This is a genomic window from Erwinia psidii (assembly GCF_003846135.1).
GTDB lineage: Bacteria > Pseudomonadota > Gammaproteobacteria > Enterobacterales > Enterobacteriaceae > Erwinia > Erwinia psidii.
The window spans coordinates 81,878-95,230 of record NZ_RHHM01000018.1 but is presented as its reverse complement, the minus strand read 5'-3'; the positions used below and the strand labels follow the sequence as shown (position 1 = coordinate 95,230).

12 protein-coding genes and 2 pseudogenes are annotated in these 13,353 nt (G+C 53.2%); 5 read left to right on the top strand and 9 right to left on the bottom strand.

Features of this window, described 5'->3' with window-relative positions; all coding sequences use genetic code 11:
- From EB241_RS18885 to EB241_RS18860, 6 genes and pseudogenes are all read right to left on the bottom strand, one after another.
- On the bottom strand, positions 1-1,440 hold a 1,440-nt coding region (locus EB241_RS18885), incomplete at its 3' end, for an OmpA family protein (protein ID WP_124234631.1).
- On the bottom strand, positions 1,440-2,189 hold the full coding sequence (gene tssL / locus EB241_RS18880) for a type VI secretion system protein TssL, short form (protein ID WP_124234630.1): 750 nt from the start codon (positions 2,187-2,189) through the stop codon (positions 1,440-1,442). The genes tssL and EB241_RS18885, both read right to left, overlap by 1 nt.
- Positions 2,186-3,535, bottom strand: coding sequence for a type VI secretion system baseplate subunit TssK (tssK, locus tag EB241_RS18875; protein ID WP_124234629.1), 1,350 nt, complete (start codon positions 3,533-3,535; stop codon positions 2,186-2,188). The genes tssL and tssK (EB241_RS18875) overlap by 4 nt, the downstream gene beginning before the upstream one ends.
- 18 nt (positions 3,536-3,553) lie before the next feature.
- On the bottom strand, positions 3,554-5,101 hold the full coding sequence (gene tssC / locus EB241_RS18870) for a type VI secretion system contractile sheath large subunit (protein WP_124234628.1): 1,548 nt from the start codon (positions 5,099-5,101) through the stop codon (positions 3,554-3,556).
- A 33-nt stretch (positions 5,102-5,134) separates the two neighbouring features.
- On the bottom strand, positions 5,135-5,635 hold the full coding sequence (gene tssB / locus EB241_RS18865) for a type VI secretion system contractile sheath small subunit (protein WP_124234627.1): 501 nt from the start codon (positions 5,633-5,635) through the stop codon (positions 5,135-5,137).
- A 633-nt stretch (positions 5,636-6,268) separates the two neighbouring features.
- Positions 6,269-6,459 (bottom strand): annotated as a pseudogene (locus EB241_RS18860) (DUF7828 domain-containing protein); the annotation flags it as partial.
- Here EB241_RS18860 and EB241_RS18855 point away from each other — a divergent pair.
- The gene (locus EB241_RS18855) at positions 6,458-6,703 is read left to right on the top strand and encodes a hypothetical protein (RefSeq protein ID WP_124234626.1); all 246 of its coding nucleotides are present in this window, start codon (positions 6,458-6,460) and stop codon (positions 6,701-6,703) included. The pseudogene EB241_RS18860 and the gene EB241_RS18855 sit on opposite strands and share 2 nt — an antisense overlap.
- A gap of 52 nt (positions 6,704-6,755) precedes the next feature.
- On the opposite strand, the pseudogene tssK (EB241_RS18850) reads toward EB241_RS18855, so the two are convergent.
- Positions 6,756-7,708, bottom strand: a pseudogene (tssK, locus tag EB241_RS18850) (type VI secretion system baseplate subunit TssK); the annotation flags it as partial.
- A 70-nt stretch (positions 7,709-7,778) separates the two neighbouring features.
- On the opposite strand from tssK (EB241_RS18850), the gene EB241_RS18845 reads away from it, so the two are divergent.
- Positions 7,779-8,816 (top strand): acyltransferase, encoded by a 1,038-nt coding sequence (locus EB241_RS18845; protein ID WP_124234625.1) that lies wholly within the window; start codon positions 7,779-7,781, stop codon positions 8,814-8,816.
- Positions 8,817-8,882: 66 nt separating this feature from the next.
- On the opposite strand, the gene EB241_RS18840 is transcribed toward EB241_RS18845, so the two are convergent.
- Positions 8,883-9,113: a hypothetical protein gene (locus EB241_RS18840; RefSeq protein ID WP_124234624.1), complete on the bottom strand. Its 231-nt coding sequence runs from the start codon at positions 9,111-9,113 to the stop codon at positions 8,883-8,885.
- Between the two features lie 78 nt (positions 9,114-9,191).
- Positions 9,192-9,779, bottom strand: a complete 588-nt coding sequence (locus tag EB241_RS18835) for a class I SAM-dependent methyltransferase (protein WP_199737390.1) — start codon at positions 9,777-9,779, stop codon at positions 9,192-9,194.
- Positions 9,780-10,322: 543 nt separating this feature from the next.
- Here EB241_RS18835 and yjbE point away from each other — a divergent pair.
- The 3 genes from yjbE (at position 10,323) to EB241_RS18820 (ending at position 12,267) form a co-directional block, all read left to right on the top strand.
- Positions 10,323-10,577, top strand: a complete 255-nt coding sequence (gene yjbE, locus EB241_RS18830) for an exopolysaccharide production protein YjbE (RefSeq protein ID WP_124234623.1) — start codon at positions 10,323-10,325, stop codon at positions 10,575-10,577.
- Between the two features lie 202 nt (positions 10,578-10,779).
- A complete protein-coding gene (locus EB241_RS18825) occupies positions 10,780-10,980 on the top strand; it encodes a hypothetical protein (RefSeq protein WP_124234622.1) in 201 nt (66 codons plus the stop codon).
- A gap of 426 nt (positions 10,981-11,406) precedes the next feature.
- Positions 11,407-12,267 carry a BadF/BadG/BcrA/BcrD ATPase family protein gene (locus EB241_RS18820; protein ID WP_124234621.1) on the top strand — a complete coding sequence of 287 codons (861 nt, stop codon included), beginning with the start codon at positions 11,407-11,409 and terminating at the stop codon, positions 12,265-12,267.
- Positions 12,268-13,353 lie beyond the last annotated feature (1,086 nt).

Here is a 13,353-nt window from a genome sequence, read left to right as displayed (position 1 = left end):
AAGTGAAAGCGTCTGGTTCAGTTGCGGATTACCGGTGTTATCGGTATGCCCGGCGACCACAATCAGCCAGCCCGGCTTCGCTTTGATACCGACCAGTGAGTTGACAAGCATTTTGGTGGAACCAGCCTTCAGCACGGATTTGCCGGAATCGAACAGCGACATGCTGTCGAGGCGGACAATTTTCGGTACCGGTTCAGGTTTCGGCTGTGGTGGTGGTGGTGGCACCCAGGTATCGATAGCCTGCTGCACCGCAAGCCACAAACGTTCGCCCGGGTACAGTCCCAGACTATAACGTTGCGGCACGCCCTGACGCTGCCAGCGCTCCAGTAACAGCGCGTCCTGCTGCAGGGCGCGCAGAGCCTGTGCTTTCGGGGCATAGTGGTTCATCGGGATAGCCTGCCAGCGCTGAAGGTCGGCGCTGACCTTACGGACAAGCGACTGGTTATGCCGCACGGACAGAGCAATGGCACCCAAGGCGCATAACAGCAGAACCATCACCACCCGACGCCCGGTTTTGCCACCCTGTAACGGCGTGGTATAAGGGGTCAGCAGAGGAAGTACCGCATCGGCAAAATGCCAGCGCGGTTCATATGCAGTGACACGACCGGCAGGGGCAATGCGGGTCTGCCGGAACAATAACTGTGGCCACAGCGCGGCTGTCGAGGTGGATACCGACCCGAGACGCAGGGTGACGGCAAACGGGCGTATCGTCGGACACAACCGGTCGGCTTTGCCCAGTTCATCCAGCATGATCGAGTGAAGCATTGCGATCGCCTGGGTCAGAAACGGCTGAACGGTGGCGGTCTGTGCCGTACGCTGCCACTCACTGAGGGAAATCGCCGGCTCGTCATCCGGGCATACCAGAGAGGTATTACCCCGGACCACTATCCAGGGCGTTTCCGGGCCGCTGAACTCTGCATTCAGCACCACAGGGACCTCATACCCGGTCAGCCCACGCAACTGTTTCACCTGCAGACGCAGGGCTTTCAGAGACGCCCGCAGCAGCGCCTCGTCATCATGGCAGTCCGGTAGGCTGCGGTACATCACCGCGAGCTGCCCGGCCATCAGCGGCGTACGGGCCAGCAGGCGGGTCGCCAGTGGCATCAGTTCAGAAGGCTCCGCAACCCGGAGGTACCAACCCTGGGTCGTACGACGGAAAAGCCCCAGGGCGAACATGTTGTCATCCACATCCCCGCAGACCAGAACCACCGGTCCGGTATGGTCTTCCGGCGGAAAGTAACTGGCATCATCCACCCGTTGGGCCGGCTGCAGACGACGGTAACGCTGGCGGATAACCCACCCTGAAACCAGCAGAGCAGCCAGCGTCAGCAGTGATTTTCCTGTCACACCCCATGCGAGAAATCCCCATACCAGCCACAGTACGGCGGCCAGGCAGACCAGCACCGGAAACGCCGCGCGGGCGAACGTACGTCCTCCCATCAGCGCAGCTCCGGCAGTTGCTGGTGCAGCAGTGTCTGCAGCCAGAGATGACCACCGAGCCACACCACGCCTGTCAGTACGACCGCCACCGCAATCCAGAACCAGACGGAGCGCAGCAGGTTATAACGACGACGCCCGGTTTTCTCCACCACCAGTGATGCACTCGTTTCCAGCGCCGGGACGCGTTCGTTGAGTGCCGAGATAACCTCATCACGACGGGACTGCCCCACGCCGGACAGGCTGTACTGCCCCTGGAATCCCAGCGCCAGCGCCCGCTGGTAGCAGATCAGCACGGCGGACTCCGGGGCGGGCCGGCGCAGCACTTCCGCGATCCGGTCGTACAGTGCACCACCGGCACGCAGAGTGCCAAAACAGACCGTCTGCAGTGGGGCTGAACGCCAGGCTCTCTGGGCCGCATCCAGTGTGACGGTCAGTGTTGTGTCTGTGCCTTCCGCAGATGCAGAGAGCGCCGCCGATGCTACCTCACCGCGACCGGATGCTGACAACTGCTCAGCCGGCTTACGGTTCAGGACGGTTTCATCCAGCAGGGCGCACTGGGCATAGGTGATGTGATCAATGCTTTCACTGTCATACCCGGCGCGCTCCAGCGCTTCCCGCACGCTGTCCACCTGCCCTTTACAGGCAGCGTAAAGCGCCGGGCCATCGGTAACCTCACCGCCGTGGCGCAGTTGCGCCACCGTCAGCCAGGTCTCTGCCATCAGGGCATCAATATCAATGTCTTTTTTCATGAGCGCAGCACCGCAAACAGTTCCAGCTCCAGCTCACCGAGCACGGACGGGGCGTAGAACACACAGACGCCCTGATCCAGCATTTCACGCGCGGCATCGCTCTCCATATCCAGCACAAAGTACTGGTTCTCCAGACGAACCGGCAGTGCAGCTGGCACACGGCTGAGCGCAATCAGACCAATACCTTCCACGGCCACGCCCGATACCTCATCTACGCTGGCAGGCGCTCCGGCAATGCAGACTTCTGCAAAGCGTTCCGCAATTTGCCAGGCTGGCTGGTTAGAGCGGACAGACAGATAGAAATCGGCTTCGTCACGCAAACGCATGTCGTGCAGCACCGCTTTCCAGGTTTGCGGATCCATCCTGTCCATTCTGACCGCCACCACGCGTGACGGCAGGCTGGCTTCCAGCAGTTCGCTGATGAGATAAAATAACGGCGGGAAGGTGTTTTCCGGTGCCCGGTGGTCATACCCAGGAATGGCATCCAGATCGTGCTCCAGCGAGAAGGTCAGCATACTGCCGGCCAGGCGTGCCAGCTCGGCCCAGACCTGCTCGGGATGCCTGTCAGGGAAACGCTCAAACTCAGAGAGCACGCGGGCATGTGAGTTCAGGGCATTCAGTAGCCAAAAGAGAGAAACATCAGCGACTGCAAAATCGGCCATTCTGTCGTTGCTCTCACGGCGCATGGACATCAGACGATGGCGGCGGGAGCGCAGTTGGCGATTCAGTAGCGCCAGTCGTTCACACAGCCCACGGCTGGCCGAGAATAACGCCATCGGCGGGATAAAATCAGGATCCTGACGCCAGCCCCCCTGCCCGTCGCGCAACAAACGGGCAACGGCGCAGGTATCCCAGGCACCGTTGTCTTCATGCCCGAAACGGAAGGCAAGATTAAAGCGAGCCACCGCCATCGGCTCTTCGTCCTGTCCGAAACGATCGGCGATCGTCTCCCAGGCTTCCCGATAGCGCAGCGGACGCTCTACCGGAACCGTGTCAGACTGCACATTCACGATCCCGACCTGCATAACCGGCAACGCCACATACACCGTCACCGGGCCATTACCGGCAGAAGCCGGCGCCTCGATTTCCCGGGGCTCCGGTGGCAGGTCGCTGAACCGGGTATCAACCAACGTGTCATCCGGGAGCCACAGACGCAGCGACTGCGCCTGGACCCGACCGGAGGCCAGCATCGCGTCATCCAGCTCTATCTGACCGACGCCCCAGGGGAAGGCACTGCCACGGGCAGCCACGCCGGCCCGGGAAAGTGCGTCCCATTCAGACTGCTGCTGAAACTGCTGAGGGGCCAGCAGTGCCCCTTCATTCCATAACGGACGATAAATCTTCATCCCTGATTTCCCCTCGCCTTATGATTTCGCCTTCGGCATCTGGGAGACCAGCGACAGATTGACGTCCATCCCTTCCACCTGGAAGTGCGGCACCGCGTACAGCTTCACGCGAAAGAAACCCGGATTGTCCTCAATATCTTCCACCGTCACCTTCGCATCCCGCAGCGGGTGAGAGGCCTGCAGCTCGTCGCCCGGATCGGTCATTTCGGTGACCAGACTTTTCACCCAGGTGTTCAGCTCCAGCTCCAGCAGGCGGCGGTCCTTGGTGGTGCCGATGTTTTCACGCTGAATCAGCTTCAGATAATGCGCAATGCGCGACAGCAGGAAGATATACGGCAGACGCGCATTGATGCGGCTGTTGGCCGTCGCATCCGCGGTGTCATACACGGTCGGTTTCTGTGTGGAGTTGGCCGAGAAGAAGCAGGCATAGTCGCGGTTTTTGTAGTACGACAGCGGGATAAAGCCCAGCCGGGCAAACTCAAACTCGCGGGTTTCCGGGATCATCACTTCTGACGGGATTTTCACCTGATTGCCGGTGCCAAGGTCATACAGGTGAATCGGCAGGTCCTGCACCGCGCCGCCCGCCTGCGGACCACGAATCTGTACACACCAGCCGTTGTTAATGAAGCTCTTCACCATGTTGGATGCAAAGGCAAACGAGGCGTTGGTCCACAGGTATTTGTCGTGATCCGGGCCTTTGACTTCTTCCACGTAGTTGAAGCTGCGTACCGGTACGGTGTCCGGGCCATACGGCAGGCGACCCAGCACCCGCGGCATCACCAGGCCGATATAGCGGGCATCGTCCGTCTCGCGGAAGGATTTCCACTTGATGTATTCAGCACGGTCAAAGTAGTTGCCAATATCCTTGATGGCGGCCACCTCTTCCATGGAATCTTTCAGGAAGAACTGCGGCCCGGCGGAGCCGATAAAGGGCATATGGGCTGCGGCGGAGACTTTTGAAATGTTGCGCAGGAGCGCGACATCCTGCGCGGAAGCATCAAACTCGTACGCTGAAATCAGCGCCGCAATCGGCTCACCGCCCGGGGTGTCATACTCATCAATATATGTATGCTTATACAGTCCACTCTGGATGATTTCCGGGCTGTCTTCAAAGTCCTGACGCAGGTCTTCTTTGGACATATCCAGCAGTTCGACGCGCACGTTCTGGCGGAAATCGGTTTTGTCGACCAGGGATTTCACGCCGCGCCACAGACTTTCTACCGCCTGAAAGTCCTCATGGTGCATGACGGCATCCAGCTGACGGCTAATCTGCCAGTCCAGCTCCGCGATATGGTGGTCAATCAGGTTTTTGTCGAGTTTTTCAACTTTTGAGCCCGCTTTCGTCAGACACTCCAGGAATACCTTCATCCCCGCCGTTAAACGTTCATCCGCAGTCGCATCCGACATCGCCTGCGCGTCCTGCCAGATATCCAGCGCACTCAGCTCAGAGACCGGGTTCAGGTTGATTTTTTCAAACAGGGACGCATAAACCCCGCCCACGGCAGGACGCTCCAGCACCACACTTTCGCCACCCGCGGCATTCTCATTTTTTACAGACATCAGCATCTTCCTTATTAATCCGTTAAATCATCGTGACCGTTATGGCTGTTTAGGTGCCAGGGCAGACAGCTCTGAGCGAAGTTCTGCGCTTAACGCCGGGTCGAGCAGAATTTTTTCCAACTCTTTACGGAAAGCCTGGTTATCAAGAAGATTCGCTTTTAAATCACGCAGCAGATTGCGCATCGAAAGCATCGCTTTCAGTTGAGGGATTTGACGCGCAACCTGCTCCGGGGTGAAATCATTGATGTCGCGGAAGGTCAGACTGATATTGTCTTCGCTGCCGTCATCAGCAAGGGTATTTTTAACGGTGAGATTAACGTTCGGGGAATATTCGGATAACACTGAATCGAAATTATTTTTATTCAAATCAACTTTTTTGCGCTCAGACAGGGGTGCAGACTCCTGACCATTACTGAAATCGCCCGCCACCAGCAATTTCAGAGGGAGCTCCGTTTTCTTGCTCGCGCCCCCCGTATGCAAATCAAGTTTTAAATTAATACGCGCTTTAGGGATTTCGGACTGAAAGGAAGAGTTAGACATGGCTGCCCCTGTTCTATGGAGTGATAGAAACGGTCAATGCCAGTGAGAAATAAATAAGAAAAAATTACCCTGCCAGAACAACTTTCCGGTCACGTCATCCGACGTAAATAAAAATCCCGGAACTAAAAAGCGGGCGCATTCCATCCACCAGCATATCGACACTGCATTTTTTGAGCATTAGTCTGAAAATGAAAATTTCGGATAAAACCCAATAGCCAGAGTGTAGGAACGGTCCACGCCCGATCGAAAACAAAAATATGTAACAAAATATTACATTTCATGCTTTTAACAATCACAGATCATCCTTCTGATTTATAAGAATTTTCCTGGGCAAACCCTTCAGGACCTATGGAATAAGGGTGTTCAGCAAATGATCAATTTAACTTGGGGGACGGATTTATACAAAATGCCATCAATGGCGCAAAATGTCTGATTTTGTAATTTTATCAAAAATGAGAAGCAGGACGTGACTGAGCATGTGAAAAACTGACGACATTTTCAGGTTTTCATCATTTTTTATTTTTCACTTAAACGGAGCTTATTTGTTTTCGTCAGAAGAAAGGAAATGCAGCGACTGGATTTTACGCAAGCATCACGTCAGTACCATACATACCTCAGCCGCCGGTGAATGAGCTGTCGCCCGTTCTCCATCAGCGTATCGTGCCGGTGTTCAAACCACGGGCGTTCGGTGTCGTATTCAGGATGGTACTGCAGGGCACTGCCACACAAGTGGCATGTATAGCGGTCGTAAGGGCGGTCTGCACGGTACGGGCACCGGTCAGACGGTCGTTGCCGTACAGGGCAAGAAAGGATTTTGCATACATGATGTTACTTCTTACCGCCAGACGACACGCTGGCATGAGCCGTCCCGGCACGGGCAGCGTGGCAGGGTACAAATGGCGGCTCAGTCAGGCGTTAGCGGGTAGGTTCGGTTGGTGGTCGGTAGCGGAATACAGAAAGGTTACTGTTGCGCCGGTGGGTCTGAAACAAACGGGACAGGGTCTGGCACCACAGTACTGCCGCCAGCAACGGGGACATGTCCAGCACGCCGGAATACCCTGTGGTTGAGTATGGCGTCGTTTTTTCACTCGGATATCACTTCTGCTCAGACACCACGGGAATCGGCCCCTTCACGCAAACGCGGTTCATGCAGACGGGCCTGCCAAACGTGAAGGCGTGGGTCATAGTCGAGTTCGACTGCCACCACCCGCGACGGCAGACTGGCTTCCGGCAGGTCGCCCAGCAGGTCAAAGAGCGGCGGGAAGACGTTATTCAGTTGCTGATGCTGCCAGACAGGAATAGCACTCACCTGGTGTTCCAGTGAGAGCGTCAACAGGCGTGCCAGCTCAGGATACAGACGCTCAGGCGGGCTTTGCGGGTATCGCTGAAACTGTCCGAGCACGGGTTCTGCGCTGTTCAGGGCATTGAGCAACCAGAACAGGGAAACGTCAGCCACGGCAAAATCAGCCATCCGCTCATTGCTTTCACGACGCATGGTCATCAGACGGTTCAGACGCGCGCGTAACTGGATCATCAGCCAGCGGCTACCCTGAATCGCCAGTAGCGGAGGAAGAAAGGTGTTATCCGGTGCCCATATCCCCTGCGGATCCTGCTGAAGACGGGCCACCGGGCAGGTCAGGTAATCACTGTTGTTCTGATGGGCAAAACGCAGCGTCAGCTCTGGTTGCATCACCGCAATCTGGCGGATGTCTTCGCCAAAGGTATTGCGGACATCCCGCCAGCACTGGCGAAAACGTACCAGGCGTTCGGCCACCTCATCGGATTTCAGGTAGCTACCACCGGAAGTACCAGAACCACTACCACGTCATGCGATTCATGCTCAAGTGACAGCACCGGTGGCTGGTTGTTGGCATTTTCAGTATCAATCAGCGTGCCGTCATGAACGCGGACCTGCAAACGGCCCAGCTTCAGTATATCCGGTGCGAAAGTGGCATTAATCCCCCCAGGGATGGGAGAGGCCAAGTCGGCAAACCAGGTCGTGTAGGCGGCCTGTTGCTGGAAGTCACGCCGGACAACAAAACACCTGATACAGGATGCTTTTTTCTTAGCCAACGATACGGCAGAGCAGCGGAATATGTTACCTTTAGCTTATTGACGATTATCTGACAGGCCGCTGAAAAGCATGACAGTAACAAGGACCCAAGCGTTTAAAAGCATCAATCTTAAGCTACTGACTCTGGTGGCGACATTTCTGGTCATTCTGTTGCATACGGCAGCCGGCCCTTTCAGCTATTTTCATCTGGCATGGTCGGTTTCTGTCATGTATGAAGTGTTGGGACGCATCGCTTTTCCACTTTTTTTGTTGATTGCTGGCTATCACTCACTTAACAAGAATGAATCGCTGCTCAGCACGCTTAAAAAGCGAGTAATGAGCCTGGTTATTCCTCTGGTGGCCTGGTCGGTTATTTATCTGGTTTATAATCAGCAGGTCAATGCCAGCAACGTAAAAATCAGTTTTCTGGAGCTGCTCAGCAAACCAGCCTATCCGCACCTGTGGTTTATTTACACCCTAATCCTGCTGTATCTGGTGACGCCACTACTGAACACCTTTATACAGAATGGTAGCCAGCAACGTGTCAACTATACCCTCACCGTCTGGTTTATTTTCGCATCAGTTTATATGCTGTTTGATAATGTGAAAGTGAACCTGATTGAAGGATTGCCCATCCCCTCCCCCAGCAATATCGATAAATTAATTTATTTATCAGGATTTTACATTATTGGCGGTGTGGTGAGACGTTTTAATATTAACCCCAAAGTGACCATCTCGGGCGTTATATTTATTATTTCGTCAGTATTAACCGCGGTAATGACCTATTCACTCTCGATCAGCACATTTTCACCCAACGGTGTCTTTCTGTTTTATTCAGCGCCGACACTGGTGGTGATATCGTTAGCCGGTTTCTTTATGTTGCTGAATGCCGGATTTCGCTGGAATAAATGGGCGTTTAATCTGGTACGGGGCTTATCCCGGCTGAGCCTGGGAATTTTCTTCGTACACATTATTGTGCTGGAGACGATGTTATCGGTTCTGAATATTAATTTTGAAGGTTACTACTCCGCTCTGACAATCCCACTGGTCGCGTTAGTGTGCTTTCTTATCTCTGCGGGGATCGTCTGGCTACTGCGGTTGGTCCCCTGGTTACGCAAAATAACCTGATATTGTAAGAACGGTCACTTTCACAAGCGACCGCTCTTCTGGCAGACCGCCGGATTGCCACATGCTTTAATATGTCGCTGAAGCAAATTTGTGTGGCTGGTTAATTGCCTTACGGGCAATCCAGTAAAGCAAAATACGCTCTTCATCATTATCCTGATCGGCCATTGCTAACAGCTTCAGCACCAGCGTGGCTTTATTGACAGGCTGTCCTGTCATGCTCAGGTCAACCACCGCTTTACCAATGATATTGCAGACTTCCTGCTCATTTGAAACAGGTAACTCAGTTTCAACACTCATTTTCTCCTCCTGTGGTGGATAAATATTAAGCCTGGCAGAGATGGCAGAGATTGCCATCCCATTATCGCATCGGGCTTCTCAGGCAATGCCACAGCGCTGGCGGGACAGGCCGTTGGAGGCGCGGCAGCAATAGACCCACGCAGGTGGCAGATTGCGTAATACACGGGTACGGTTCCACGCAAAATAGCCTGAGAGCAGGGGCTCGGAAAGCGAGGTGTACTGAAACTGAATAAACATTCCCTGTGGGCTTAACTGAGAGGATGCGCGCGCCAGAATGCCATGCCTTACCGAATGAGGCAGTGAGAGCAATGGCAACCCGGAGAAAATCGCGTCATATTCCCCATTCAGCGTCTCCGCGGAGCGTCCTGTTACCTCCAGACGCGCATCGTCAATTTCTGCAAGTCTGGCATGAAAGCGAGGATTGGTTTCAAATGCCAACAGTCTGGCATCTGGCCGCATCCGTGCCAGCAAATGGCGGGTCAGCACACCATCACCAGCGCCCAGCTCTGCGATCTGCTGGCAGCGGTTCCAGTCCACGGCATCGGACATGGTTGTGCACAGCGACATTGAGGACGGAGCAATTGTACCCGTTTTGCGGGGTTCGGCGATAAATTCCTGCAAATAACCGGTTTTATCTTTAATCCATGAAAACGCCGTCAACAACATAAAGTTACCTCTGCATGGAAAGAATCATCTCAGTAGGCCACAGGATACTTATCGAGTTCTTAAAATATGCAGTTGAACTTAAAAACTAAGATTATTCTTATCTCTAAAAGGTTATTCCCAGCATGATATTAACATCTGTTTACAGTCAACAATCTTGCCACACATTTCACCTGCTTAAGAAAAAATGATAACAGCCCAAAAACAGCGCCAGCGTTTAATCTTAAAATCACAGGGTTACTTGATTTATATATGGCACTTATTTATATCCAGCAAAGCCTGTTAGCCGACAAAAAATCCGTTTCGGCTTAAATAAGATAATTCCGTAATAAATCCCCTCTGTTCCCATCAGGACATCAACAATTATTCCCTGTTCGTTTTATTCATCAGACATCATGCTGTTTTTATCTAACAACAGCTGGCACTGTTTATCTCTCCTGGTAATCAGGATCAGATATTACGGTGATTTATTCCTCTGTTTTAAAAATAAAAAATTAAAATTATTCTCTTGGTGTTGTTTCTTAAATACCTTTCCAGGATTAAAAAATGAAAAAAATAAACGTGTCTTTACTGTTGATGATGGCTGCAGCCACCAGCCCTGTTTACGCCGTACCCGCCACCGGAGAAGCCGCAGGAAGTGCAGCCACCACCGTTGCAGATGGTAACTCAAATGCAATGGGCCCTGGCGTGGTTGCCGCGCTCCTGGGTGTGGCTCTGGCAACAATGGGCGGTGGTGGTGACGGTAACGATGGTTCCACCGCCACAGCGACCAGCACCACCACGACCAACACCCAGCATTGATCATTTTACTTTAACAATAAGCCGATCCGGCCTTACCACCTGGCAAGGCTGGATCGGATTTGCGTGTAACAAAACACAGCTAAGGAGCTGTTTGCCAGGTAAATAATTTCCGCCGTTATCGCTGGCATCGATCATTGAAATAACGGTCGTTCAGCGCATAGCCTATACTGAGTTCTGGTCCGGTACGTTAACGGAGTGGGTTATGCTGATTGGCTTCGTTTTACTCGTCAGTGCGTGCGGTCACGATGCCTGTGACGCCCTGCCAGTATCCGAACATATTTTTCCCTCGCGTGAAGCATGCCAACGTATTGCCGAACGTATTCATCAACGGCGTCCCGATGCAGTGTTGATGTGCGGTGAGGTTTATCGCGACCGGGGCGGTGAAGAAACCCGTGTCAATTAACCGCCTGCCAGCCATGGTCAGGATGATAAGCAGTAAATTGCTATCCCGACGCCCGTCGGATGTAGATTGCATCAACCGCGCCCGGCATGGCTGGGATATTAATCTCAGGACAGGCAATAATCCCCTCTGCGGCGAGCCGTTTTGCTGTGTTTCACTATCCACGTCGCCATTTGCCTCTCTGCACCACAGCCCTGATCATAAGCACTTCCCACATCGCCTGCGCCAGAGCCAGATATAAGCCAATCGCCACTTTTTTTGGTAAAAACACGGCTGGCCTCTGGGTTTCATCAATAATCTGTTGATTCTGTCTGAATAACACCTTTCAGCTTATTATTGCGGTTTACATTTTTTTATCTTATGGTAACAACTTGAAAATAAGTCTTAATTTTTAGTGATTTATGCAACATAGCCGGTCACGGGAGGATCATGCAATCTGAATTTTTACTCGGGGTAGATGGCGGCGGCACGCACTGCCGTGCACGGCTCGCCACGGCTGATGGCAGAGTGCTGGCCGAATGCAAAAGTGGTGCGGCTAATGTTTATTCCGACTTTGACACCGCGCTACTGACACTTAATTCCCTGTTCAGGCACATCCTTCAGCTCGCCGGCCTTACGCCAGCCGCCTGGGAAAAGACCTCCGCGGTGCTGGGTCTGGCTGGCGCGAATGTGCCCTCCGTCAGCGCTCGTCTGCATCTTGTCCCTTTTCCTTTCGCCCACGTCACACTGCTGTCAGATGTGGAAATAGCCTGTATCGGCGCGCATAACGGTGAACCGGGTGCGGTACTGATTGTCGGAACGGGTAGCCAGGGAGTGGTCTGGGACGGTGAACATTTTCGGCATATTGGCGGGTGGGGTTTGGTGCTTTCCGATCAAGGGTCCGGCGCACTGTTGGGCCAACGCCTGCTACGCAAATCCCTGCAGGCACATGAGGGACTGCTCCCCGGCAGCGGGCTGAGTCATAATGTCATGAACCATTTTAATAACGCACCGAATGCGCTGCTTCAGTGGAGTAAAACCGCCACGCCAGGAGACTGGGGGCAATTTTCGCCGTGGGTTTTTAATGCCATGCAGCAGGGCGATGCGCTGGCTGAAATACTGATTAATGAAAGCGCAGCGGAGATAGCCCAGATGGCAGACGCGCTAATCCGTGACAGCCAGCGACCACTGGCGCTGATGGGCGGCCTTGCCGGGCCAATATTTCCCTGGCTGGCACCGGAGATGCGCAAGAAAATTGTTCCGGCCCGCAACGATGCCCTGTCCGGGGCATTGCAACTGGCGCGACGCTGATGAGCATGCCGTGGCCCTGAAACCGCACAATGACAGGTAGGTGGCGGCAATAGCCTTGCGCTGGCGGACGTGGTTTGCATGATTGTGGTGCGGGTTTCTTCTGCCCACTGCGCTGGTGAGCAGGATGAACTGCGGTTGCGGCTTTACCATAAACAAAACACGGCGGATATCCAGATGTTGATGGCAGGGACAAGGACGGTGATCCCTGGTAGTGCAGTCTCCTGTCCTGCAATACCGATGACGTGACGCAAGGTGCCGTGAAATAACCCGCCAGATGGCTCTGTCAGGGTGCTGTTAATACGCACAGGTTCAGAATGAAGGCCCAACGCAGCAAGGGTCACTGATTATTACGCCATATCGTCCTGCTGTTTTTTATCTTCTTCAAAGCGTGCCGTTGTGAATTTTCACCCTTATTAATCACTACAAACAGATATTATTACCTTTTATAACCAGGCATTAAAAATAATTATCGGCAAATCAGAGCGTCGTTAGCGTCATTCTTATTTTGGGTTCAGGTTTATATTTCCATTACCCGGAGAGTAGCTCAGATTTCAGATCAACCGCGCTGTCGCAGGAGACGCAGCGAAGGCAATCCATGATAAATAAAAAGTATATTTATCCATCCTTCATGCACTGACAGCACCTGCTGCATTAATCATATCGCGTTGCATGAATGCAGAGATACACCCGGCTGGAAGAAAACAGGCATGGTAAATAACACGTATCTGTCAGCACAGTTTTATATCCGCACCGCCTATCCTGAAGAAAACACCACACGGAGAATGGAACCGTACCTGATATGGTTGAATGAACATAATACTCAATCCGGGGGAGACATCAGGACTGAAGACGGACACATCTGCGGTAAGGCACATATTATGTGCAGGAGAACAATTAATGTTTCCTGTCGCCTCCGCTGCGGTATTTCTGCCTGCGTCCGAAATCATTCACTGTTATATCCCGTGCTAATTAATTTACTGCAGGTACTATCCTGGTATTTGCTTGCCGTTCTGCTTAGTTTTTCCGCGCCCTGCGATTTATTTACAGCTTTCGCTACCAAAATGGCCAGTCTGAATTAGATTTAAA